The organism is Flavisolibacter ginsenosidimutans (assembly GCF_007970805.1).
Taxonomy (GTDB): Bacteria; Bacteroidota; Bacteroidia; order Chitinophagales; family Chitinophagaceae; genus Flavisolibacter; species Flavisolibacter ginsenosidimutans.
Genome location: NZ_CP042433.1, coordinates 833,633 through 858,479, shown reverse-complemented (window position 1 = coordinate 858,479; position 24,847 = coordinate 833,633). Strand labels below are relative to the sequence as shown.

The window sequence follows — 24,847 nt, the reverse complement described above, 5'->3', positions numbered from 1 at the left end:
TATGAAATTCAAGTTATCCGCCTTTGTTCTTTTTCTTTTTCTTGCACAAGCCTCAATGGCGCAATTCAGCATAGGCCTAAAAGCCGGCGCCAACATCATTAAAATAGACGGCAAATCGTTTAATGATGAATTCAAATACGGTTATCATCTTGGTGGCTTTGCCAATATCGGCATCGGTGGCCGCTTTAGCATTCAGCCCGAAGTTTTGTTTAACCAGTACCAAACAAAAACAGACAGCAGCTTTAACCACATTTATCAAAACGCTTTGAGCGGCGCTACTGACGTCAAGCTGAACTATTTGTCCATTCCGCTGCTGCTGAACTACAAATTGGGTTCGTTGCTTTCGCTGCAAGCCGGGCCAATGTTCAGCGTGTTAATGGATCACAACAAGAACTTATTGCAGAACGGCGAAGACGCTTTTAAGAAAGGCGATTTCTCCATGCTTGGCGGTGCGCAAATCAGTTTGGGCAAGATTAAATTGAACGGCCGTTACGTGGTTGGTTTGAACAACATCAACGACATTGACAACAAAGACAAATGGAAAAGCCAGGGCTTTCAATTGTCGCTTGGCTTAGGACTGTAAACATCTTTTTTGCATTTTATATCCCTTCGTTCGCGAGGGGATTTTTTTTGCAACTGTTATATGAAAAATGTCTTTTGCGAAGATTTACGATGCAAAACCAAGTAAGGTTTTCATCTTTTTTATAAGCTTCAACCGTACAATTACGAATATGTGTTTTTCAAAAAAATAAATAGGTGAAAACACTTGGTTCGTTTGTTTTTGTATTCTTTATTTGCCTCGGAAATTCCAATACCCTCTGAAGCCGTGCCGAATATTTGTTTCCGGCCTTCGCGCATCTTCAAGGGTAAAGAATTTTACAAGGGAATATTTTCTCAATTCAATTTACCCTATGAAAAAATTTTTACTCTTAAGCTTTACTGTAATCTTACTTTTCCATGGGTCCTTTTCGCAGTGCGGAGCGGGTTACACCAATTGCGCTGTCAATTGGGATTACCTGCAATTCTTTCCATCCGCTGGCCTTTCGCCATATACCGATTTAACAAGATCACAAACACAAAATTTTGCTTTCGGCACGCAGATAATGACGGTAACGCATAATTATACCGGATCTAACGCAACAGGCGAAGACGGAAACAATACGGCAGAAACAGGCGCTTTTGGCTTCGGAAATGATATTCATTTTCTGGGCGACGGAACCATCACCGTTTCGTTTCAAAAAAGTGTTGACAACGTAAAATTTTCGCTCTTCGATATTGACTATAACCAAAAAGTCACCATCACCACCAATACAGGCAGCATTGTAACACTCGCAAGCATTGGTGCCACCACCGATCTCACACTTGCCGGTAACGGTACAGTCTCCGCTTCCGCCACAGCAGCGGCAACGACGGCCGTTGCCACATCTTCCACAGACGGTACTTTGAATGTAAACATCACTGGCACTGTTACCAGTTTTAGCATTGTTGTGACGCAAACGGGAACAAAGAACGGAAAGGAAAATGGCGAATTTTGGTTATCAGATATTTCAGCCTGTTCGCCGGGCACTTTCGCTACCAATTATTTTGCGCCGTCTAAACCTTACACCAATCAAGCCGGTTATGTACTTACTGTTGTTGATAACAGCGTGTATTACGTTGACCCCGTAACCGGCAAATCGAAGCTTCTGTTTACGGACCCCGGTGCTACTTCCTTAAACTCGCTTGGATACGATCCCGTAAAACATTACGTGTATTATGTGCATGATGCGACCGGGAGTGGTGGTACAACCAACGCAGCGAATAAAAGTGTTTATCGTTACAATTATGACATGGACACATTTGGCGTTGCCATCAACGACGTGACGGCCTGGCTGCCAACCTTTGACGTAGGCGTGGAAATTGGCGGCGCTTCGTTTTACGACAGCTCGCTCTACCTTGGCGTTGACGTAGCCGGCGGTACCAACGCAACTAAAAGTTTGCTTTGGCGAATTGATTTTACTAACACAACTTATACGCCAAAGGCAGCAAGCCAGGTTTTTGCGACTGACGGATCGAAACATGATTGGGGTGACTTGGGCGTAACGAATGGTGTGCTGTATGATTTTGATTCAAAGGCCACTTTTGAAAATTATTACCACCAAGACCTCTACACAAAAAACATGATAGCGGTGTACTCGCCAACCGGTTCCAATACACCGAAGCAAATGGCTATCGACTGGAACAACCAACTGTATTCCCTCGGTAATTCAGGCGGCGCTCCTTCCACAGGCGTTGTCATTCCTTACAACGGTGACGGAACGGTTAACACGGCCGCGCAAAAAACACTAACGTTAAATGGAACAAACATATTGGCCCGATACGGCGATGCCGGGGAAGCGTTCAAACCAAAAGTGGACTTTGGCGACGCACCCGCAAGCTACGACCCGGTGGGTAGCGATCCCGCAATGCATGAAATCAGCTCACTTCTTTACCTCGGCACAAGCAGCAGTAACGAATGGGTCACACGCGGACAAACGGCTTTGGCAAATTCTGACAACTACGATGATGGGATGGTTTCGGGAAGCTTAGTAAATCCCTCTTCAGGGTCTTATTATTGTTCGGTAAAGTATTTAAACAACACAGGTTCGACGGCGACCATTTGTGCCTGGGTTGATTTTAACAACAACGGGGTTTTTGACCCGGGCGAAGGCAAGATGATAGACACCTTGTCGAGCAGCGCCACGCCGAAAACAATCTTCATTACGTGGAGTGGGATTTCTTCGAGCTTAACAGCCGGCCAGTACACATACATCCGTGTGCGCATCGCACCAACGGCGAACGGCATGACCACATCGAACGCAACCGGCTTTTTTGGCGATGGCGAAGTGGAAGACTACCGTTTGCCTGTGTCAATAAATCCATTGGCCACATCACTGGTAACTTTTAATGCCGTAAACAAATCGGGCAAAGCGCATACAAGCTGGCAAATAGCCAACGAGGAAGCCGGAACAGAATACACCGTTCAGCGCAGCACCGACGCAATGAAATGGTACAACGTTTACACCCAAACTGTAGCCGTTAACGGGGCGGCAAAAACCTATGTATTTGATGACCCCTATTTGTTGGAAGGCACGGTTTACTACCGGTTGCAAATTGCAGCGAAAGGCACAGCCGCTTTTAGCAACATTCAAAAATTGCAGGCGACGGACCGAAACAACATTCGGCTTACGCCCAATCCCGCTTCTTCATTTGTTGCTGTAACCATAACCACGGAAACGCCCGGCAATACAACTTTGCAATTTTTTGATGCCAGTGGCCGAAGCGTTTGGTATAAAAATGTGACGTTGGTCGCTGGTGAGAACCGGCAAAACCTGGATTTGTCTTCGCTGCCAAAAGGCGTTTATTGGATGCGCCTTCAAAACGCATCATCTTCTACAACAACAGAATTATTGATTAAACGATAAAACGGCCCGGTGTCAACCACCAGCCTGTGACGCAAAAGGTAAAAATATTTGCGCAAGGCTGGTGGTTGGTATAACACCGTGCAATGCTTTTCGCAAAACAGTATAAAGTATAACCAAAACCAACACGTCTCTGTTCTTTTTCCAATTCCTGTTTAAACCGTTTATGTCCTATGAAACTATTTCGCGTCGTCAGTATTTTGTGCGCCTGTCTTGCGCTCAATCCCGCGTACTCGCAACCAAAAACCAAGTATAGCCAGGTAAAAATTTTTGTACCGAAGAAAGAAGTTTCCCTTTTGCAGAAAGCCGGGGTTGGCATTGATCACGCTTACTATAATGCGTCAGGAGAAACGATGATCACAACGCTAAACGCAGCCGAAATACAAAAACTTGCCGCATCGGGTATTCGCTACGAAACAACGATTGAAGACGAAGAAGCGGATTTTATAAGACGAAATAAACCCGATGAGTTTTTCAAAAATGACAACAGTCAGAACAATACAAACGCTGCCCAAAGACTTCTTTTTAGCACAGCGGATAAATCATTTGCAAGCACGGTCGTAACGCCTGCGGCTTTCAACTCAGGTTCAATGGGCGGCTATTTAACTTTTGCCCAGATGAAAAAAGAGTTGGACAGTATGGTGCTAAACTATCCCGCGCTTGCCAAACTCGACTCCATTGGCCACACGTATGAAAACCGGGCCATATGGGCACTAACCATCTCCGATAACGTTAATACAAACGAAAACGAGCCGGAAGTTTTGTTTACCGGCATGCACCATGCACGCGAACCTTTGGGCATGGAGAACCTGATTTTTTTCATGCAGTATTTGCTGGAGAATTACGCAACCAATGACCGCATAAAAGAAATTGTCGACAACCGGCAACTTGTTTTTATTCCGTGTTTAAATCCCGATGGTTATGTGTACAACCAAACCACCAATCCAGCAGGTGGAGGCTTGTGGCGGAAAAACCGTCAACCCAATTCAGATGGCAGTTTTGGCCAGGACCTAAACCGAAACTATGGCTACGGTTTCGACTATCCGAACAACGGTTCATCGGATGTTACGACAGACGATAATTATCACGGCGATTATGCCTTTCAGGCAATGGAAACGCAGTTGATGCGCGACTATCTCAAACTCCACAATTTTCAATTTGCTGTGAATTATCATGCTTATGGTGGTTATTGGATTCACGGCTACTGCGTGCCAACCGGCACTTTGTCGGGCACTGATTCCGCCATTATAAAAACCACCGGCGCCATGGGAACACGCTATGACTTTTACGAGGTTGGCACACCGCCCGAAACGGTAGGTTATACGGCTAACGGTTCTTCCGACGATTGGTTCATGGCCGGGGACCTGAATTTGCGTTCACCTGTTTATGCCGTTAGTCCTGAAGTCGGTTTGGGGTTGAATACGTTCTGGCCCGCATCAAGCAACATCATCACCTATTGCAAAGACGTTTTTTTCGGCAATCTGCAGGCCGCACTTTTTGGTGGTGCCTATGTGGATGTTGATGACAAAACCACAATCGCTCTTACCAGCAAGACGGGCACACTCGATTTTCTTTTGCGCCGCATTGGCCGCGTGGATTCTTCGGTAAAGGTTACGGTGATACCCTTGGAGAATCTTTCATCGGTAGGCGCACCGGCAACGGTTTCTTCTTTGCCAAATTATTTGGGCACTGCCACGGTCAGCATCAATTACACCATGTATTCCAACATTGCGAACGGGCAACGAATAAAGTTTGTGGTAAAAACCGAAACAGGCGGCATTACTAAACTCGATACCCTGGTTAAGTTTTACAACCCAACTGTTATTCTCAGCGATGACATGGAAGGCAGCAGTTTAAGTACGAGCTGGGCAAGTTCCTCATGGGGTTATACATCCGCTTCTGCGTTCAACGGAACACATTCGTTGAGCCAATCGCCGGGCACAACGTATGGCAACAACGTCACATCAACCATCACTACAGCATCAGCCCTTGACTTGTCAAACGCAACGGCTGCATATTTGACTTTCTGGACCCGTTACCGTTCGCAAAACGGCTATGACAAACTGCAAATTCAGTACACGACAGGAACCAAAGGCAACGCCACATACACGCCATTATCCGGTGTGCATACGGTAATGGAATCCAAAGGAACATTAGGCGGTAACCCGGCCCTGACTGGCTACCAGGATTATTGGGTAAAAGAAACCGTTGATTTAAAAAACGTATTGAGCTCAGCGACGGTTAAGTTGCGTTTTGAATTTACATCGGATGCAAGCGGAACCGATGAAGGATTTTTTCTTGACGATATTCAGGTTATTAAATCAACGGTGCCGCTGGTGATTTTGCCGGTAAATTTCACCGATGTAAGAGCAACAAAAGCCGGTAATCAGGTCGCTATAAAATGGGAGGCATCAACCGGTCCAGATCATCTTTATTTCGAGGTGGAACGAGCAACGGACGGGATTTCATTTATGCCGGTATTCAAGACAGTAGAAAAAGGAGAAACGCATTATGCAACGGACGCCAGTCCGGTTAGAGGTGCGAATTTTTACCGCATCAAAGCCGTCAGTCTTGGAGGAGTGCAGTACAGCAAAACTGTACAAGTAATTTACGCCAACGAAAGCAACGTTACGCTCTATCCAAACCCTGTCAACGAAAGCCTGCAATTAAAATTAAACGGGCTGGCAAGTGGCCGCTATCAAATTCAGATCGTAACGCTTTCCGGACAGGTAGCCGGCTATCATGAGTTTAGCACAAGCAATGCTTCGCAGGAATTAAAGTTGAATACGTCAGGCCTGCGTGCAGGTGCGTACTACCTGTACATCCGAAACGGAAACGGTACGTTAATAGACGTAAAAAACTTTTCAAAACTCTGAGTGTTTTATTGCCATTTGTAAGGCAAACGATAGCCTTTGGAAGCGGCAATAAAAACCCGGTTTCGTTGAAATTCAAACAAAGAGCCGTCAACAAAGACGACTCTTTGTTTCGTGGTTGACCGTCCCTGTTCCTTTTGTACTTTCGCAGGCTCTGTTGAAATTTAAACTTTGTTCATGAGCCTATTATTTAAGCCGGAAGAAGAGATGGATTTTTTGCCCATCATGCCCATACATGAAAACGATGCCGATATAAACGAAAAGATTGAACTGCCCGAAGAAATTTCCTTGTTGCCATTGCGCAACACGGTATTATTTCCAGGCGTTGTTTTACCGATAACGGTTGGAAGAGACAAAAGCATCAAAGCCGTAAACGAAGCCTACAAAGGCGCCAAACTTATAGGCGTCATTGCGCAAAAAGACAGCACGGTAGAAGACCCGCAGGCAAAAGATTTGGAGCACATCGGAACCGTAGCCCGCATCATTAAGCAAATAAAAATGCCCGACGGTGGCACGACTATCATCATCCAGGGCAAAACGCGTTTTGCTGTAGATGCCATCATTAGCGAGGAGCCTTATTTCAAGGCAAAGATTTCAGCTGTCATCGAAGACGAAGCGCCAACTGATCCTGATTTTGAAGCCTACGTTGCCAACATAAAAGATATAGCTACCGAAATCATTCAGCTATCGCCAAACATTCCCAGCGAAGCATCGGTAATTTTGCGCAACATCGAAAACGCATCCTTCCTGATTCATTTCGTTTCCAGCAATCTAACCATTGACATCAAAGAAAAACAGCAACTCCTTCAACTAAACAACTTGCGCGAAAGAGCCGAGTTGTTGATGCAGTTTTTGCAAAAAGAATTGCAGTTTGCCGAACTCAAAAACAAAGTCACAAACAAGACCCGCACCGAAATAGACAAGCAGCAACGCGAATATTTTTTGCAGCAGCAATTAAAAAGTATCAAGGAAGAATTGGGCGGCGATCCGAACGAACGTGAAGTAAAGGAATTGCAGAAGCGTGCCGAAGCAAAAAAATGGCCCGAAGCCGCAAGAGAATCATTCAAAAAAGGCATAGAAAAGCTGGAACGGATGCATCCAAGCACACCGGATTATTCGGTGGTGTACAATCATCTTGACCTGATGCTTGACTTGCCTTGGGAAGATTACACCGAGGACGTTTACGACCTGAAAAAAGCAAAAGAAATTTTGGACGCCGATCATTACGGCATGGACAAAATCAAAGAGCGGATTTTGGAATACCTGGCCGTACTGAAATTAAAGGGCGACATGAAAAGTCCCATTCTTTGTTTTTACGGTCCGCCGGGCATTGGCAAAACTTCGTTGGGCCGGAGCATTGCAAATGCCATCGGCAGAAAATATGTGCGTTTGAGCTTGGGCGGCATTCACGACGAAAGTGAAATTCGCGGCCACCGCAAAACATACATCGGCGCCATGCCGGGAAGAATTGTGCAAAACATCCGCAAGATAAAATCATCAAATCCTGTGATGATTCTGGATGAAGTTGACAAGGTGGGAAGCGATTTTCGCGGCGATCCAAGCAGCGCCTTGCTGGAAGTGTTGGACCCGGAACAAAACCATTCCTTTTACGACAATTATTTAGAGCTTGAATACGATTTGAGCAAGGTGCTTTTCATTGCCACCGCCAACAATTTGCAAACCATTCAGCCCGCACTTCGCGATCGTTTGGAGATTATCGAATTAAGCGGCTATGCCGTGGAAGAAAAGATTGAAATTGCCAAGCGTCACCTCATTCCAAAACAAGTAGAGGCGCATGGATTGAAGTCGTCGAAGTTTAAGATTAGCGACAAGATTTTAGAAAAGATTATCCAGGATTATACAAGGGAAAGCGGCGTTCGCGAACTCGACCGGCATCTTGCGGCCATCATGCGTTTCCAGGCAAAAGAACTTGCCATGAACGGCGCCATTAAACCTGTACTGACAACAGAAGACATTGAAAAGATATTAGGCAAATCACGTTTCAGCAACGAACTCTATAAACAGGCAACCATTCCCGGTGTAGCCGTTGGCCTTGCTTACACATACGTTGGCGGTGATATCCTTTTTATTGAAGCGGCTTTAAGCGACGGCAAACCCGAGTTGCGCTTAACCGGCAACCTTGGTGAAGTAATGAAAGAAAGCGCCGTTACAGCCTTGTCTTACTTAAGCGCCAACGCAAAAAAGTTCGGCATTGATCCGAAGCTTTTGGAGAAGAAAACCATTCACATTCACGTGCCCGAAGGTGCTGTGCCAAAGGATGGTCCGAGCGCAGGCGTAACGATGTTGACCGCTCTTGCTTCAGCCTTCACCGGAAAAAAAATAAAGCCTTATTTAGGCATGACGGGTGAGATTACTTTGCGAGGCCAGGTGTTACCCGTAGGTGGCATCAAAGAAAAAGTTTTGGCCGCAAAACGCGCCGGATTGAAAGACCTTATTCTTTGCTGGCAAAACGAAAAAGACGTGCAGGAAATCAATCCCGATTACATTAAAGGCGTCCGCTTTCATTACGTGAAAATGATGAAGGAAGTGATTGATTTGGCGATAGAGAACTAAGATTTTCCGATTAAAGAGATTGAAGAAATGATGGGAAATTATAAGATCGAAAAGTTCTTTTCTCCTTATCAATCTTTATCAATCCTGTTAATCTTGGTTTTCCTTTCTTCGTTTTCATTCGCACAAACCCTGGGTGGCAATGCAGCCTATAATTTTTTGAACCTGCCTTCTTCACCTTTGCTAACCGCAGCCGGTGGTGTGAACGTTTCGTACAACGCGAATGACGTGAGCCTTGCGGCAAACAATCCGGCTTTCTTGCAACAATCATTAACGACGCAGCTCAATGTTTCGTTCAATTCTTTTTTAGCCGGTATAAAAAATTACAGCTTAACAGGCGCTTATTATTCGCAACGATTAAACACAAGTTTTGGCGGTCATGTTTCTTACGTTGATTACGGCTCAATTCCTGCAACGGATGCAGCCGGAAATATTTCCGGCTCTTTTCATCCGGCAGATTTTGTGGTGCAAGTTTCGGCCGCAAAAAAATACCTGGAGCGATGGACCTACGGCACTGCAATAAAATTTATTCAGTCCTCTTATCCGCCTTATTCCTCCAATGCAATAGCTCTTGATGCAGGCCTGCTTTATACCGATTCAGCCAATCGCTTTACCGCTTCCTTTCTTGCAAAAAACATGGGCACTCAATTAAAAACATACACCGGTGTTGCGGAAGATTTGCCTTTTGATTTGGAGGCCGGCATCAGTAAACGGCTGAGCAACGCACCATTCGCATTTTCATTTACCGTGCATCACCTTCACCGGTTTAACTTAACGTATAACGACGTTGCTTTTAACAACGACAACAGCTTTTCTTCGCCTTCGTCCTTTGACAAAATCTTCAATCATTTTGTGCTGGCAACACACGTTTATATCGGGCAAAATTTAGAAGCTACTATTGGTTACAATCATCTTCGCCGGCAGGAATTATCAACATCCGGCGCGGCAAACGGCTTAACGGGCTTTTCCGCAGGACTGCACATTAAATTCAGCAAGCTGCAAATACAGTATGCACGGACAAGCTATCAACGCGGCGTGAGTTTTAATCAACTTGGTTTAACCGTGGCGCTGAACAAATTAAGCGGCCTGGGAAAATAACAATCGTGTGTCCTTCAAGCCAAACGTTGAATCGGGTAACAGCAATAAATGCTGGTTTGATTCCGCATTCAACCCACGCGAAAACATTGACGAGGGAAAGCAAGTGTAAGATGGAGCCTGAACCTCATAATCCTTTCATTAAATAGAGGATTCGGGAGGACGTCGTTAACAACCGTCTTTCTATCACTTTGAAATGTTTTGAAAAAGCGGCTTGAAAGTTTTCTTCCGTGTACCAATCGTAAATGTCTTTTTTGTAACGAAGCAACAGTTGCACTTTTTCGTCTTCTCTCGTCACAAATTCAATGATTAGCGTTTTGCCTAATTGCGCACACATTTCAGCAATCAGGTCGAAAGAAATATTTTTTCCGATGGCAAGATGATGCACAAGAGCAAGTGCCATTGCCAAATCCGAAGAAGCCCGTTCAAAAAAGGACGAACGTTCCTTATTGTTTACACCTATGGCTGGAGAGGGGTTTGTAAAGTCAATGCAAAGCGGAAGAACGTTGGTGATGCTTTGTTCTTTTGTTTGCTGGTACAATCGTTCGATAGCGTGGTGCTCGCCATCAGCGCAAATCACCGTGCGTTCCGGCGTTGCAGCCAGCAAAGAAAATTCACCCTTGTTGCCGCCGATGTCAATCACCGATTTTGCATCAGCCAGGTTCGAAAGCCAGGAAGAAATCACGGTTTTCTTTTCGTCCAGATAACCCGGCCGTGTTTCGGCTTCTTCGTAATACTTGCCCCAAACGTTTTCGTATTTATCAAAACGAAAAGAAGAAACGAGCGATTGCAAACCTTTCAGCAGATTAATTAGTTTCTGTTTGGATAAAATGGTTTTTCTTTCCTGCTTTACTTCCTTTGCTGAAAGGCTTGCGTGCAAATGAAGATGCAGGTACAAAAGCGCATTCAGCTTGCTTTTAAACGGCAATAGTTTTTTTGCCAGCAACAACGGAATGCCGTCAGGATACGCAAGAAACAACCCTTGCAAGGGCAAGCCAACGTAATGCATCAACGACAACGGCGCCAAAAAATTTTCGCAAAACTGACGGTACGCAATCCACGGTTCGCCCTCTTTGTAATTTTCAAACGAAAGCGTGTCAATGAACACGGCCCTGCCTTTGTAAAATTGAACATTGTACGGTGAGGCATCCTTTAAAATCATGTCCTTTTCCAGTGCCTTCAACGCAAGTTGCAAAGTCAGCAAAGCCGCATCTTTCAGCATCGAAAAACTCCATTCGTAAGGATAAGAGATGCGTTCGATGCGTTCGGGCTTCAGCGTTGCAAACCAGGCTTCATCGCCGGTAAAATTTTGCGGAACAACTTTGTGCGGAATTAAAAACTTTTGGTCAACCAAGGATTGATACAAACCGCTGCGAACAAAGGTTTCAAAGTCAGCGGAAAAACATTTATTGACTTGCCTGTAAAGTTGATTTTGATACGTAAAAACAAACCCTGATGGATCGCGGTAAGAAGACGGATGGCGTTGAGGCTTGTCTTCATTCATCCGTTTTCTTTTTGCCAAAAAGTCGGGAGAATTTATCGCGCAGGTACATGCGAATGTTCTTGAAGAAAAAAAGAAAACCGGTAACGGCAGCTACCACCGCCTGTATCAAATAACTGCCGCTTCCGGGATCTACGTATAACAAAAACTGCGTCATGAAAAATAGCTGAGGTTTGTCTTGGGTGTTAGTGTGAGCACTGTTTCGTACATAAGACGAATGGTGTTTTCAATGTCGCTTCGGTGCAACATTTCCACCGTTGTGTGCATGTAGCGCAAGGGAATAGAAATTAACACAGAAGGGCAGCCGTCGTTAGCATAAGCAAAGGAATCGGTATCCGTGCCGGTGCTGCGCGAAACGGTTCGCAGTTGTACAGGAATATTTGCTTTCTCCGCAACGTCTTCTACCAATTGCAGCAACTTGTTGTGCACCGCGGGTCCGTACGAAAGTGAAGGGCCTTTGCCGCAAGCCGTATCGCCTTCAATCATTTTGTTGATCATGGGCGTTGTCGTATCGTGTGTAACGTCGGTTATGATGGCAACGTTTGGCTTGATGCGTCGCGCAATCATCTCCGCACCGCGCAAACCAATTTCTTCCTGCACGGCATTGATGACGTATAAGCCGAAAGGCAATTTTTTGTTGGCCTCTTTAACTAGCCTTGCTACTTCGGCAATCATAAAACCGCCCACGCGATTGTCAAAGGCACGACCGATATAATAATCGTTCGCCAGTTCGTCAAAGCCATCACGGTAAGTGACCACACTGCCTACGCGAACGCCCAAATCTTCCAGTTCTTTTTTGCTGCGGGCACCGCAGTCCAAAAACAGGTTTTCAATTTTTGCAACAGGTTCTTTATCCGGTGCGCTGATGCGGGTGTGAATAGCCGGCCAGCCAAAGACGGCTTTCACCGGGCCTTTTTTCCCGTGAATGATGACGCGTTGTCCCGGCGCAATCTGATGGTCCACGCCGCCGTTGCGTTTGAGGTAAAGCAAGCCTTCGTTGGTGATGTAATTGACAAACCAACTGATCTCGTCCACGTGTGCCTCAATCACTACTTTAAATTCTGCCTTGGGATTGATAACGCCTACTGCTGTTCCGTACGGATCGGTGAAAACATCGTCAACATAAGAGCGGATATAATCTATCCACAAACGCTGGCCGGTGGCTTCAAAGCCAACCGGAGAAGGGGTGTTGATATAATTGCGAAAGAAATTCAGGGACTCATCTGTCAAAACCGAAGAATTCTTTTTTGCTTTAGCCATGCTCAAAAATTATCGGGCAAATCTAAGCAAAATGAGTATTGGAGCGGAAAGCGCCATCAGGCCGTCAAGCAAAAAATAGTATAAATAATCCGACGAGGTTTGCTTGCTTTTTTGGTAAAGCAAACTCATGATAAAAGCCGGGATTAGCAAGATAATAACATCGCTTACAGAAAGCCATTTCAATAACAAGAGAGACGTCAACAAAGTCAGGAGCATCGAGGCCCAAAACAGGCGGTCAATTCCCTTTGCATCAAAATACGTAATGAGACTTTTGATGCCGGCCTTGCGGTCTTCTTCCACGTCCCTGCGGTCAAACACGATGCAAATGGCATAAATAAAAAAGAAACGGTTGGCGACAAACAATACTTGCGCAAAAGAAACACCTCCCTGTACCACCAACAACGGCAACATTGAAGTAATGTGCGCCCAGGAAGCCGCAAGAAAAATAGTTTTTCCAACCGCAATCCGGCGCAGCCAGGTAGTTAGCGGATGATCTATTTTCGGCGCCGAATAAAGAAAAGTCAAAAAGGCGGTAACGCCAAGCCACATCCAATGTTTAAGCAATAAAAACGACGTGAACGCAGCACCCAAAAGTCCAAGAATGAAAAGAACAAGATGCAGCGGCCGGTTGCTGATGTTCCATTTCACTTTATAAGATTCTTCGGTAACATCGGGCGGCGTTAAATACCAATGAAAATTATAGCTGCATACGGAGCCCGAAAAAACAAAGGCATAAAGAGCAAAAGGAAACTGAACATGAAAAAGAAGGCCGGTTTGATAAACCATCAACACGGCGCAACACGCAATAAAAAGGCTGGTGAAAACGAAAAAATCAAAAATTTTTTTGAACAAGGATCAGATCTTTTTCAGGAGAATTTTACCCGACTCGGCAAACTCGCTGCGGTTGCCGGCTTTGTCTTTCACATAAACGCCAATAGAAAGCTTGCGGTCAACGCCGGAGCCGTTGTTCTGCAGTTGGTAGCCATCTACTTGCTCGCCGTAACTCAATTGCAGTTGCAATTCAAATTCCTGCGTTTTAGAAGGAATGCCAAAAGTGGCAAGCGTGCCGCGAACGGAACTGTCGGTTGACAGCAGAACGTCTGTAGTAGCGTTAAAAATTTTACGGTAAAAAATCACCGAGTCTTGTACGTCGCCTTCTTTGTCGGTGACGCTGGCTTTCCAGGTGATGATCTGTCCTTTCACCACTTCGCCTGGGCCAAAAGACGTGACGCTAACCTGGGGCACGGTTTTGAATTTATCTTTGTTGCACGCGGCAAACAAACCGGCAAGAACCGTAAAAAAAAGGATTCGTTTCATAATTGTTTTCCTTCTCAAATTTACACGATGGGTTTTGAACTACCGAAAGAAAATGACTTGCGAAAAGCGGTGTTCGCCATTCAAAACGAAAAAGACTTCTCTCAAATTGCCTTGGAAATTTTCCGGTTTCAATTTTTCACCAACATTGTTTACAACTCGTTTTGCAAAGCCCTTCGGCGCACACCAGAAAACGTTAACGCAATTGAGGACATTCCGTTTCTGCCCATTCAATTTTTTAAAACAAAAGAAATTGTTTCAGGCTCATTTTCGCCACAGGCTGTTTTTAAAAGCAGCGGCACTACGGGCAATAATACCAGCCAACATTTGGTGAAAGACCTTTCGCTTTACGAAGAAAGTTTTCTCCGGTGCTTTGAACAATTTTACGGCAAGCCCGAAAGCCTCTGTGTGCTGGGACTTCTGCCTTCTTATCTTGAGCGCGGCGATTCTTCGTTGGTGTACATGGTGGAAAAATTAATCAAGCGTAGCAATCATCCGATGAGCGGTTTTTATTTGTACGAGCACGAAAAGTTGAAGGCAACCCTTGAATCTCTTGAAGCAGCCGCACAAGAAACAATTTTGTTTGGCGTGAGTTATGCTTTGCTTGATTTTGCGGAAACGGATTCCTTGCCGTTAAAGCACACCACCATCATTGAAACCGGCGGCATGAAAGGACGCAAAAAAGAGTTGACAAAAACTGAACTGTACGACGAATTGAGGCAGGCTTTTTCGTTGAATGAAATTCATTCGGAATACGGTATGACCGAACTGCTGTCGCAGGCTTATGCCGTCAATGGCTTTTACAAAACGCCGCCGTGGATGAAAGTTTTTCTGCGCGAAGAGACCGATCCGCTTTCTTATTCGGCCCGCTCGGGAGCCATTAACATGATTGACCTCGCGAATATTTATTCGTGCAGTTTTATTGCCACTGATGACCGTGGCCGGTTTCACCCCGATGGAAGCTTTGAAGTTTTGGGGAGGCTTGACAACAGCGACATCCGCGGTTGCAGCCAATTGGTCTGAACCGGCCCATCGTGATCTTTCCGATGAGAAGCGCGGAATGGACCTTTGGCGCAATAATTATAGCACATCCATAAATGAAAATCGGTACTACAAGGGTAGAGGCTTTTAGCGATTGCGTGATGTCCATCGTCATCACCATCATGGTACTCTCGCTAAAAATTCCTGATTTCTCCAAGCACGGAACCGAAAGGAGTATCCGGCTCAGCCTTTATTTGCTCTTGCCTTATTTTATCACCTACACGTTCAGTTTTATGATGGTGGGAATTTTCTGGATCAATCACCACCACATGTACCACTTGCTCGAAAAAACCGACGAACGCCTTTTGCTCCAAAATCTTTTCTTCCTGTTCTGGGTCAGCCTTATCCCTTTGTCCACGGCTTTTGTGGGCGACGCTCCGTTGATACCGGACGCAGTGGCTTTTTATGGTTTTATCATGCTGATGACCACTTTTGCTTTTGCGCGGATGCGGTCTTATTCGCTTCGCAAAGGTCTTGTGTACAAAGACCGCGACAAACGCTTAACCACTAAGATTTACCGCGTAACACTCAAAGCCCGCACAAAAAACTACATTGGCGTAGCGGCTTGTTTGTGTTCGATACCGTTGGCTTATGTAAGCGTTTATCTTTCCTTCGCTTGCTTTATCGTTACGCCTGTTTTATTTTTTATCCCCGATGGCATTGACGACGAGGCCCTGGCTGAAAAGATTGCGGAGAAAAATGGCTGAACAAGTTTGCAACCTTAATTTTAGTCGCAGTTAACCACACAGTATGCGAATAAAAATTCTCTCTCTTTCTCTTTTTTTATTTCTCTTTTCGTCTGCCCTTTTTGCACAACAAGATGCTTCGTCTTTTAATCATTTGCATTGGCGAATGATTGGCCCCCACCGTGGTGGACGCACCGTTGGCGCAGTAGGTGTGCCGCAACAACCGAACGTTTTCTACATCGGTGTAAACAACGGCGGCGTGTGGAAGACAAACGATTTTGGCCGCACTTGGAACCCAATCTTCGACGCACAATCTACAGGATCAATTGGCGATATAGTTGTATCGCCATCCAATCCGAATGTGGTTTACGTGGGTAGCGGCGAAGGCTTGCAACGCCCTGATTTATCGGTTGGCAACGGTGTATATAAATCAAGTGATGCCGGTAAAACATGGACGCACCTTGGGCTGAATAACGTGCAGCAAATTGGCGGTTTGACCATTGACCCAACAAATGAAAACCGTTTGTTCGTTGCGGCTTTGGGACATCCTTACGGGCCAAACGAAGAACGTGGAATCTATCGTACAACCGACGGTGGCAAAAGCTTTGAGAGAGTTTTTTATATTGATGAAAACACAGGCGCAGTTCAGGTAACAATTGACCCGACAAATCCAAACGTTGTGTATGCCGACATGTGGGCCGGACGACAGGGGCCTTGGGAAAACGGTGCATGGAACGGTCCGAACAGCGGCTTGTACAAATCAACCGACGGCGGCAACACGTGGAAAAAATTAACGAACGGATTGCCTTCCACACAACAAGGCCTGGGAAGAATTGGCTTTGCGATTGCGCCGTCGGATTCAAAGCGTTTGTATGCAACGGTTGATGCCGAAAAAGAAGGCGGCATTTACCGCAGCGACGACGCCGGCGAAAGTTGGACACGCATCGCCACCGATGCAAGATTGTGGGGACGCGGAAGCGATTTTGCCGAACTCAAAGTTGATCCACTTAATGCCGATGTTGTGTACGATGCCAACGTGGTGACGTGGAAATCGGTTGATGGTGGAAAAACCTGGGCCGCCTTTCGCGGTGCGCCGGGCGGCGATGATTATCACCGCATCTGGATCAATCCAACGAACCCAAAAATCATTCTTCTTGCAGTTGACCAAGGAGCCATCATCACGGTGAATGGCGGCGAAACGTTTTCGTCCTGGTACAATCAACCCACGGCGCAATTCTATCACGTCATTACCGACAATGCTTTCCCGTACAACGTTTACGGTGCGCAACAGGAGAGCGGCTCAGTGGGTATCGCATCGAGAAGCAACGACGGCGCCATAACCTTTCGCGACTGGCATCCTGTGGGTGTAGAAGAATACGGCTACGTGGCACCTGATCCACTTGATCCCAATATTATTTACGGCGGCAAGATCTCGCGTTACGACAAACGCACGGGCCAGACGCAAAACATTGCACCGGAAGCTGTGCGCAGCGGCAAATACCGTTTTTTGCGAACGGCGCCGGTGTTGTTTTCACCCATAGATAAAAAAACCTTGTACTTCGCTGGCAACGTTCTCTTTAAAACAATTAATGGCGGCCACAGTTGGCAAGTCATCAGCCCGGATTTAAGCCGCGAAAGTTGGGAGGTGCCGGATAACGTTGGAATTTATAAAAGCGAAGGCTTAAAAACAATGCCGCGGCGCGGTGTGATTTATACCGTTGCGCCGTCGTTTAAAGACATCAATACCATCTGGTGCGGGACCGACGACGGTTTGATTCATGTAACAAAAGACGGCGGCAAAACATGGAAGAACGTAACGCCTCCTTCAATTACATCGTGGAGCAAAATATCGTTGATGGAAGCAAGCCATTTTGACGAGAACACGGCTTATGCTGCGGTGAACAGAATTCGTTTGGACGACATGCACCCGCACATTTACAAAACCACAGACGGCGGCAAGACCTGGAAAGAAATCGTAAGTGGACTACCTGACGATCCCATCAACGTTGTACGCGAAGATCCGCGCAAAAAAGGTTTGTTGTTTGCCGGAAGCGAACGGGCCGTTTACGTGTCGTTTGATGACGGCGAACACTGGCAATCGTTGCGGTTGAACATGCCCGCAACATCCATTCGCGATTTGGTAATAAAAGATGATGATCTTGTTGTGGGCACGCACGGGAGAAGCTTTTGGATATTGGACGACATTCAATTGCTCCGCTATGCTTCTGCTCAAACAGAAAAAACAAGAGTAATGGTCTTTACTCCTGAAACCGTTTACCGCGTTCAGTGGAATTCAAACACCGATACGCCGCTGCCGCAAGAAGAACCCGCGGGTGAAAATCCACCCGACGGCTTGCCGATGGATTACGTTTTAAAAACAAAAGCGGCAGATGAAGTGGTTTTGGAAATTGTGGACGCAAAAGGTCAATTGGTGCGAAAGTTTTCGAGCAAGGATACTTTGTACAACATTCCGTCGGTTAACATTCCCTTGTATTGGATACGTCCGCAGCAAAAGCTTTCAACAGAAGCCGGCGGACATCGTTTTGTTTGGGATTTACGTTACACGCCGTTGAACGTTTCGCCTTCGTATCCAATTGCCGCCGTTTATGAAAACACGTCGCCTGCGCCTTCTTCACCCTGGACTATGCCGGGCTCCTACACGGTCAGGCTTTATGTTGACGGAAAGATTTATTCGGCTTCACGCTTCACCGTGAAAATAGACCCGCGTGTAAAAACAGCGTTGAAAGATTTGCAATTGCAGCATGATCTATCAATGCAGCTTTATACGACAAGAAAGGAACTTCAATCATTGTTGAAGGAGATTGCCGCTGTGCGTACAAAAAATACAAATCAAGTGGTGGAAAAATCCATTGCTACGTTGCTGGCGCCAACTCCGCAACGCATGGGTCTGCAACAAATGGAAGGCAGCCTTGGAGGCTTGTTCAACACGTTGCAGGAAAGCGACGCGCCGCCAACACAGCAAACGATAGAAGGCGTAAATAAAGTTTTGAAAGACTACAAACGATTGCGCAATAGCTGGAAGATATTGACGATGGACGAGCAGAAATAAGGGTCATGTGCGGTTCAAGTAAGGCTTACGAATACCTGAAACGGGCAAATAATTCATGAAGAAGAAAAAGACGAGGATCAATCATCGTCTTTTTCTTCTTTTATTTTGATAAAAGCCGCACGCTTCGGTGCCGGAAATGGAACACGGTCACCTTTAATACCGTGCCACAAAATCTTGTTGAACTCAACATCAGGAACGGCATCTTCTTTGGCGAAGTTCAGTTTGTCTGAACGGGCCTGCCACTCGTTGATAGCGATGTTTTTGTTGTCAAGAGCGACGTTAATCGGCAAGGATTTGAAAGGGGCAAGGTCGGCTTCGTTTGCGAAGCTCCGCCACATGGGCGTTGCCGACGCATCGTATTGCGACATTGGCGGCAAGCCAAGAATCAATTCAATGGTTCGCACCATTGAGGTTGTTGAGTACATCGTGTGATCTACAAAACCACGTTTCACAAAACCACCCGCAACGTAAGCCGTTGTGCGATGAGCGTCCACGTGATCGGCGCCGTTCTGCGCATCGTCTTCTACAATAAAAATAACCGACTCTTTCCAGATAGGCGAGTGGCTTAAATGCTCAATGAACATACCCACTGCAAGATCGTTATCGGCCACATGTGCAAAAGGCGTTGGGCGGTTCTTTGCCAACCCTTCGGTGTGATCGTTAATGAAACGCAAGGTGTTTAATTGCGGCACTTTATTAATGGCCAACAACGAATCAAAATCGCGGCGCCATTGGTAAAAGCGTGTCGTGTCCCGCACCCTTTGATTCCAGCTGGTGAAGTAAGTGCAATAATGATTTTTAAGCACGGGAATATTGGGTTTGTAATCATCGGCAAACTCGCCGTAGGTGCGGTAACTCACGCCGGCCCGTTGGCAATAATCCCAAATAAAACCCCCTTTGTTGTTGGCCGTGGCGCGGTTGCCTTCCGCATCATAATTGCCACCACGGTTGCCGTAACTTGTCGGCCATGTTTTTTCCAAATAATCCGTTGCGTAAGCTCCCAAGCTCCAATTGTGACCGTCGGCACTGACTTCTGCGTTGCAATAAAAATTATCCAGCAGCACAAACTGTCGCGCAAGAGCATGTTGGTTAGGCGTAATGTTTTCGCCAAACAACACCAGCGAAGGATCGCCGTTGCCTTCTTTTACATCGCCCAAAACCTGGTCGTACGTGCGGTTTTCCTTGATGATGTAGAAGACGTATTTGATGGGCGAAGTTTGGCCTTTTTTAGTAGGAACAGGATTGCCGTTTTCAATGACCACTGTGTTTTCTTTTGTGTAAGGCGAATTTTGGTAAACCTGCTGCGAGTAAACCGCAAGCCTTGCTTCCGAAGGCACGTCAACAACGCTCATGCTTCCGCGAAACAAACCACCGATATATTCATCAGTCCGAAATTTTCTATTGCCTTTTTGATACGTTACCGTTTCGGCTTTTACCAGCGGATTAGGGCCGTGAGGATTGGGAAGAGAGGTAAAGCCTTTGCCGTTTGTCACGTAAATTTTTTGCCCAATGACTTTTACGTTAGTCGGGTACCAACCAACCGGGATGAAACCTTTTGCCTTGCTTCGGCCCGGCGCAGAAACATCAAACACGGCGAGACAATTGTTGTCGGCATTGGCGATGTACAAGACCTTTTCGTCTTCGCTCAAAGCAATGCCGTTTGACGTGGAACCGGGAGGTGAATCGGGATACAAAGCAGCGTTGAGAACTTCAACTACTTTGGAGTTTTTTGTATCAATTACCGAAACGCTGTTGTCATTAGCGTTGGCCACATAGAGCCAGCGTCCGTTCTTCGAAAGACAAAGCTCGTTCGGATTGTCGCCTACTTTTATCCATCCGCTAAAGCTTTGTTTTTTGGTATCAAAAATTTTCACCTCGTCGCAGCCCCAGCAACTGATGTACAAAAACTTTTTATCGGGAGACAACGTGCACGCATAGCCTTCGCCGCCGACAGGCAAAGCCTTTAATAGCGTTTTTGTTTTTGTGTTGAAGACGTACAAACTATCCGACTCTTTGGTAACAGTATAAAGAAGATTGCGGCTGTCGTCAAGCGCAATGCCGGCGGGAGAAATCAAGTGCGGTAAACGCGAACCCAGAACGAGTGAATCACTTCGCCAAAGCCTGCTCTTTCCGAATGTGTATTTGTAAATACAGTTGTTGTTTCCGCCCGATGCGTAAAGCGTTTTGTCATCGGCGGAAAAAGCAAGCCCGTACCAGCTTTTATCTATCGGCATGCTGTCAATTACTTTTTCTTTTGTTACGTCAATTAACTGAATAGACTGATCGCTGTAGCCATTGTTGGTAACAGCAATAAATTTTTTGTTGTGCGACACAGCCATGTTCAGCGGCAGGTCGCCAAGCGTCAAATTTTTGCCGGCAGGAGAGAGGCTCCATCCATTGGGCAGCAGCACCTGGTTGTTTTGCGCACCGGGCTTTTGTGCGTAAGCAAAGGACGATAGCAAAGAGAAAGCAACGAAGAAAAGGCGAAGTATTCTCATACAAAAAGCATTCAGTAAAGCGAAACTAAGACGAGTTTGAAACAAAACGTTGTTATGCTTTTGCTTCCATCAACAGTTGAAGCGTTTCCGGCGTTTGTTGTTGCAGAACGATCCTGCTGTCTTTGGTAAGTTTCTGAACAATCTCATTTTGGTAATGACGAACGGTGAGCAGGGTTAGATCTTTTGTAACCGACACGTCAAAATCTTCGCTGGCACGCAAAGCAAAGGCTTCCACTTTTTCGGGCCGGTCGTCAACAACGCAAAGCAAACTGATGGCTGTGCTTTGAATGAGATTGGGCTTAAATTTCAACGACTCGAAGATGCGGTAAACTTCTGCCGTCAATCCTTCGCCCACGAAAGAAAAGTCTTTGGAAGAAAGCTGCACCAAAACCTGGCCTGCTTTGTACACAACGATGGGCGGAAGATGATTGACGTTTCGGTTGTGAATGCAGGTGCCCTCCTCATCAGGATGAATAAAAGATTTTACGTAAAGCGGAATGGACTTGTTTTGCAGTGGCTTGATGGTTTTGGGATGAATGACCTGCGCGCCGTAATAAGCCATTTCAATCACTTCCCGGTAATTCAATTCTTTTATCCATTGCGCTTCGGCGTATTGTTTTGGATCGGCATTCATTACGCCTTGCACGTCCTTCCAAATGGTTTGGCTTTCGGCGTTAAGAAGGGCCGCAAATACGGCGGCTGAATAATCGCTGCCCTCGCGGCCAAGCGTAGTGCTTTCGTTTTCATCCGTTGCGCCAATGAAGCCCTGGGTGAGAACAATGTTTGTTTTGGCAAAGAGAGGCCTCACCGCCTCATTAATTTTTTGCGCCGTAACGGTCCAATCAATTTTTGCATCGCGAAAATTATCATCGGTGCGCAGCACGTCGCGAACGTCGATCCAGGAATTGCTGATTGCGACACTGTTTAAATAATTGCTCAAGATGGAAGAAGAAAGCATTTCGCCGATTGGAACAATCTGGTCGTAGTAATAGTCAAAATTGCGAACCGGTTTGTCGTGCAGCAACCATTCAACTTCGGTGAAGAAATCTTGCAATGAATGATGAATGGTAAGTGAAGAATGAGGGTTTGTTTTTTCTATGGTCTGCACGAATTCTTTCGAAATGGCAAGATGGCTTTGCTTGATCTGATCAAACAAATTCAACGCTTCTTCTTTCTTGCCTGCGTAAAAGGCTTCGGCTACTTTTTCCAATGCATTGGTGGTTTTACCCATGGCCGAAACAACAATGAGCAATTGTTCGCCCTTGTATCTTTTTAAAATGTCGCCAACATTCTTTATCCGTTCAACTGTGCTGATGGACGCGCCGCCGAATTTGAACACTTTCATAGGGCGCAAAGATGAAAGGAATTTTAAACAGACGAACAAGGAATGATGAAAGATGAAGGCATGTTCAAAAAGTGGAAGCACCCTCCTGTGTGTTCGATATTGCTTACTGGTCTGTTCTGCGGTTTTCCGAATCTTCCGGCTTCGGTTCTCCCACTTCTTTTTCCCTTACATTTGTTTTAATCAAAAGTTTTGCTGCATGAACGTTAACAGAAACATACTAACGCTTGATGAGTTTACCATCCAATCTGTGCGCCAGTTTCCGCATGCCACGGGCGAATTGAGCAGTCTGCTTCGCGACATTGGCCTTGCGGCCAAACGCATCAACGTAGAGGTAAATAAAGCCGGGCTGGTGGATATTCTCGGCGACCACGGCACCACTAACATCCAGGGCGAAGAAGTAAAGAAGCTCGACATTTTTGCCAACAACCAATTCATGGGCGTTTTGCAACGCGGCGTGAGCTGTGCGGGCATTGCATCGGAAGAACTGGACGATTTCGTAGCCTTTGACGACGACATCAGCAAGAACTCAAAATACGTTTGTTTATTCGATCCGCTCGATGGCAGCGGCAACATTGACGTAAATGTTTCCATCGGCACCATCTTCGGCATTTACCGCCGCGTGTCGGAAAGAGGCACGATTGCAAGAAAAGAAGATTTTTTACAAAAAGGCCATGCGCAGGTGGCAGCGGGTTACATCGTTTACGGTTCGTCCACCATGTTGGTTTATGCCACGCGGAGAAGCGTAAACGGTTTTACGCTAGACCCTTCGGTGGGTGAATTCTGTCTTAGCCATCCCAACATTCAATGCCCCGACAGCGGCAATATTTATTCGGTCAACCACGGGCATTTTTTCCGGTATTCGGAAGGCGTTCGCAAATACATTAACGTGTGTCAGAACAAAACCAAAGAAACCGGCGGACCGTACACGCAACGCTACATCGGCAGCATGGTGTCTGATGTGCACCGCAACCTGATCAAGGGCGGCATCTTCATGTATCCCGGCACTACTGATAAACCAAAAGGCAAATTGCGTTTGTTGTACGAGTGCAATCCTTTTGCTTTTATTACCGAAGTTGCCGGTGGCCGCGCTACGAATGGCTCCACGTCCATTCTCGACATTGAGCCAACGGAATTGCACCAGCGTACGCCTTTTTTTGTTGGCAGCAGCAAAATGATGGACGAGTTGGAAGCCTGCATGGCATCGGTGGAACAGAAAGAAACAGCATAAAGATTCAAGATTTCAAGATCCAAAAGCCAAGATTAAACAGGGGGAATTCCCGATCTTGGCTTTTGGATCTTGAATTTTTAAAATACGGCATGGTAAATACAATTATTTCGGTTCAGGACCTGGTAAAGAATTACGGAAGCTTTGAAGCGGTAAAAGGCATTTCCTTTGCCGTTTACGAAGGTGAAATTTTTGGCTTGCTCGGACCCAACGGCGCGGGCAAAAGTACCACGCTGGAAATCATTGAAACCTTGCGAACCAAAACAAGCGGCAGTGTAATGGTAAATGGTTTTGACCTGGACAACGAGCCGCACGAAATAAAAAAAATTATCGGTGTGCAATTGCAAACCAGCGGCTTTTATCCCAACCTGAATCTGGTGCAGCTCATTCATCTTTTCGCCGGACTTTACAACAGGGAGATTGATGCGATGGCCTTGCTCGATTCGGTTAACCTGCGCGACAAAGCAAAAGCCAAAGTGAAAGAATTGAGTGGCGGACAAAAGCAACGCTTCTCCATTGCCACAACGTTAATTAACGACCCGAAAATTATTTTCCTTGACGAGCCTACTACGGGTCTCGATCCTCAGGCAAGACGAAACCTTTGGGATTTAATCCGGGACATTCGCAGCAAAGGCACGACCGTGATCATCACCACGCACTACATGGACGAAGCGGAATATTTATGTGACCGCGTAGCCATCGTTGACAGCGGAAAAATCGTGGCGCTCAATTCGCCTGACGGTTTGATTGACGAACTGGTAGCCACCGGTTTTGAACGACCGAAAGAAGTAAAGCAAGCCAATTTGGAAGACGTGTTTATTACGTTAACAGGAAAATCGTTGCGGGAAAATTGAGAACAGGTGACGGAAATCGGAAGTCGGAGGTTAGTGAAACAAATCTTTACAATATCAATTTCAAAAAGCCTTTA

At 46.1% G+C, this 24,847-nt stretch carries 17 protein-coding genes; 10 read left to right on the top strand and 7 right to left on the bottom strand.

Features of this window, described 5'->3' with window-relative positions; all coding sequences use genetic code 11:
* The first annotated feature begins 1 nt into the window (after position 1).
* From FSB75_RS03550 to porQ, 5 genes are all read left to right on the top strand, one after another.
* Positions 2 to 583 (top strand): porin family protein, encoded by a 582-nt coding sequence (locus FSB75_RS03550; RefSeq protein ID WP_146782862.1) that lies wholly within the window; start codon positions 2 to 4, stop codon positions 581 to 583.
* A 328-nt stretch (positions 584 to 911) separates the two neighbouring features.
* A complete protein-coding gene (locus FSB75_RS03545) occupies positions 912 to 3,443 on the top strand; it encodes a GEVED domain-containing protein (protein WP_146782859.1) in 2,532 nt (843 codons plus the stop codon).
* Positions 3,444 to 3,613: 170 nt separating this feature from the next.
* Positions 3,614 to 6,316, top strand: a complete 2,703-nt coding sequence (locus FSB75_RS03540; RefSeq protein WP_146782856.1) for a M14 family zinc carboxypeptidase — start codon at positions 3,614 to 3,616, stop codon at positions 6,314 to 6,316.
* Positions 6,317 to 6,490: 174 nt separating this feature from the next.
* Positions 6,491 to 8,887 (top strand): endopeptidase La, encoded by a 2,397-nt coding sequence (gene lon / locus FSB75_RS03535; RefSeq protein WP_146782853.1) that lies wholly within the window; start codon positions 6,491 to 6,493, stop codon positions 8,885 to 8,887.
* Positions 8,888 to 8,980: 93 nt separating this feature from the next.
* On the top strand, positions 8,981 to 9,982 hold the full coding sequence (porQ, locus tag FSB75_RS03530) for a type IX secretion system protein PorQ (RefSeq protein WP_172623053.1): 1,002 nt from the start codon (positions 8,981 to 8,983) through the stop codon (positions 9,980 to 9,982).
* Positions 9,983 to 10,106: 124 nt separating this feature from the next.
* Here porQ and FSB75_RS03525 read toward each other — a convergent pair whose 3' ends face one another.
* Genes FSB75_RS03525 through FSB75_RS03510 form a run of 5 tightly spaced genes read right to left on the bottom strand, consistent with a single transcriptional unit; the run spans position 10,107 to position 14,057 of the window.
* Entirely contained in the window at positions 10,107 to 11,483 is a 1,377-nt protein-coding gene (locus tag FSB75_RS03525; RefSeq protein WP_146782847.1) for an SAM-dependent methyltransferase, read from the bottom strand.
* The gene (locus FSB75_RS21765) at positions 11,476 to 11,637 is read right to left on the bottom strand and encodes a hypothetical protein (RefSeq protein WP_172623052.1); all 162 of its coding nucleotides are present in this window, start codon (positions 11,635 to 11,637) and stop codon (positions 11,476 to 11,478) included. The genes FSB75_RS03525 and FSB75_RS21765 overlap by 8 nt, the downstream gene beginning before the upstream one ends.
* Positions 11,634 to 12,740 (bottom strand): M42 family metallopeptidase, encoded by a 1,107-nt coding sequence (locus FSB75_RS03520; RefSeq protein ID WP_146782844.1) that lies wholly within the window; start codon positions 12,738 to 12,740, stop codon positions 11,634 to 11,636. The genes FSB75_RS21765 and FSB75_RS03520 overlap by 4 nt, the downstream gene beginning before the upstream one ends.
* A 9-nt stretch (positions 12,741 to 12,749) precedes the next feature.
* Complete coding sequence (locus tag FSB75_RS03515) at positions 12,750 to 13,592, bottom strand: UbiA family prenyltransferase (RefSeq protein WP_146782841.1); 843 nt, start codon at positions 13,590 to 13,592, stop codon at positions 12,750 to 12,752.
* Between the two features lie 3 nt (positions 13,593 to 13,595).
* Positions 13,596 to 14,057, bottom strand: coding sequence for a hypothetical protein (locus FSB75_RS03510; protein ID WP_146782838.1), 462 nt, complete (start codon positions 14,055 to 14,057; stop codon positions 13,596 to 13,598).
* 27 nt (positions 14,058 to 14,084) lie between these two features.
* On the opposite strand from FSB75_RS03510, the gene FSB75_RS03505 reads away from it, so the two are divergent.
* From FSB75_RS03505 to FSB75_RS03495, 3 genes are all read left to right on the top strand, one after another.
* Entirely contained in the window at positions 14,085 to 15,077 is a 993-nt protein-coding gene (locus tag FSB75_RS03505) for a LuxE/PaaK family acyltransferase (RefSeq protein ID WP_146782835.1), read from the top strand.
* A gap of 74 nt (positions 15,078 to 15,151) precedes the next feature.
* A complete protein-coding gene (locus tag FSB75_RS03500; protein ID WP_146782832.1) occupies positions 15,152 to 15,802 on the top strand; it encodes a TMEM175 family protein in 651 nt (216 codons plus the stop codon).
* 43 nt (positions 15,803 to 15,845) lie between these two features.
* On the top strand, positions 15,846 to 18,851 hold the full coding sequence (locus FSB75_RS03495; protein ID WP_146782829.1) for a VPS10 domain-containing protein: 3,006 nt from the start codon (positions 15,846 to 15,848) through the stop codon (positions 18,849 to 18,851).
* Positions 18,852 to 18,928: 77 nt separating this feature from the next.
* On the opposite strand, the gene FSB75_RS03490 is transcribed toward FSB75_RS03495, so the two are convergent.
* Together FSB75_RS03490 and FSB75_RS03485 are read right to left on the bottom strand one after the other, a co-directional pair.
* The gene (locus tag FSB75_RS03490) at positions 18,929 to 21,349 is read right to left on the bottom strand and encodes a bifunctional YncE family protein/alkaline phosphatase family protein (protein WP_146782826.1); all 2,421 of its coding nucleotides are present in this window, start codon (positions 21,347 to 21,349) and stop codon (positions 18,929 to 18,931) included.
* A gap of 52 nt (positions 21,350 to 21,401) precedes the next feature.
* Positions 21,402 to 22,694 (bottom strand): aspartate kinase, encoded by a 1,293-nt coding sequence (locus tag FSB75_RS03485; protein ID WP_146782823.1) that lies wholly within the window; start codon positions 22,692 to 22,694, stop codon positions 21,402 to 21,404.
* A 196-nt stretch (positions 22,695 to 22,890) separates the two neighbouring features.
* Here FSB75_RS03485 and fbp point away from each other — a divergent pair, with 196 nt between their 5' ends.
* Positions 22,891 to 23,922, top strand: coding sequence for a class 1 fructose-bisphosphatase (gene fbp / locus FSB75_RS03480; RefSeq protein ID WP_146782820.1), 1,032 nt, complete (start codon positions 22,891 to 22,893; stop codon positions 23,920 to 23,922).
* Positions 23,923 to 24,011: 89 nt separating this feature from the next.
* A complete protein-coding gene (locus FSB75_RS03475) occupies positions 24,012 to 24,773 on the top strand; it encodes an ABC transporter ATP-binding protein (protein WP_146782816.1) in 762 nt (253 codons plus the stop codon).
* Positions 24,774 to 24,847 lie beyond the last annotated feature (74 nt).

What these genes read in the sequence shown, in the direction of transcription:
- FSB75_RS03550 (WP_146782862.1), top strand. Translation starts at nt 2, where the DNA reads ATGAAATTCAAGTTATCCGCCTTTGTTCTTTTTCTTTTTCTTGCACAA.
- FSB75_RS03545 (WP_146782859.1), top strand. Translation starts at nt 912, where the DNA reads ATGAAAAAATTTTTACTCTTAAGCTTTACTGTAATCTTACTTTTCCAT.
- FSB75_RS03540 (WP_146782856.1), top strand. Translation starts at nt 3,614, where the DNA reads ATGAAACTATTTCGCGTCGTCAGTATTTTGTGCGCCTGTCTTGCGCTC.
- lon (WP_146782853.1), top strand. Translation starts at nt 6,491, where the DNA reads ATGAGCCTATTATTTAAGCCGGAAGAAGAGATGGATTTTTTGCCCATC.
- FSB75_RS03525 (WP_146782847.1), bottom strand. Translation starts at nt 11,483, where the DNA reads ATGAATGAAGACAAGCCTCAACGCCATCCGTCTTCTTACCGCGATCCA.
- FSB75_RS21765 (WP_172623052.1), bottom strand. Translation starts at nt 11,637, where the DNA reads ATGACGCAGTTTTTGTTATACGTAGATCCCGGAAGCGGCAGTTATTTG.
- FSB75_RS03520 (WP_146782844.1), bottom strand. Translation starts at nt 12,740, where the DNA reads ATGGCTAAAGCAAAAAAGAATTCTTCGGTTTTGACAGATGAGTCCCTG.
- FSB75_RS03510 (WP_146782838.1), bottom strand. Translation starts at nt 14,057, where the DNA reads ATGAAACGAATCCTTTTTTTTACGGTTCTTGCCGGTTTGTTTGCCGCG.
- FSB75_RS03505 (WP_146782835.1), top strand. Translation starts at nt 14,085, where the DNA reads ATGGGTTTTGAACTACCGAAAGAAAATGACTTGCGAAAAGCGGTGTTC.
- FSB75_RS03500 (WP_146782832.1), top strand. Translation starts at nt 15,152, where the DNA reads ATGAAAATCGGTACTACAAGGGTAGAGGCTTTTAGCGATTGCGTGATG.
- FSB75_RS03495 (WP_146782829.1), top strand. Translation starts at nt 15,846, where the DNA reads ATGCGAATAAAAATTCTCTCTCTTTCTCTTTTTTTATTTCTCTTTTCG.
- FSB75_RS03490 (WP_146782826.1), bottom strand. Translation starts at nt 21,349, where the DNA reads ATGAGAATACTTCGCCTTTTCTTCGTTGCTTTCTCTTTGCTATCGTCC.
- FSB75_RS03485 (WP_146782823.1), bottom strand. Translation starts at nt 22,694, where the DNA reads ATGAAAGTGTTCAAATTCGGCGGCGCGTCCATCAGCACAGTTGAACGG.
- fbp (WP_146782820.1), top strand. Translation starts at nt 22,891, where the DNA reads ATGAACGTTAACAGAAACATACTAACGCTTGATGAGTTTACCATCCAA.
- FSB75_RS03475 (WP_146782816.1), top strand. Translation starts at nt 24,012, where the DNA reads ATGGTAAATACAATTATTTCGGTTCAGGACCTGGTAAAGAATTACGGA.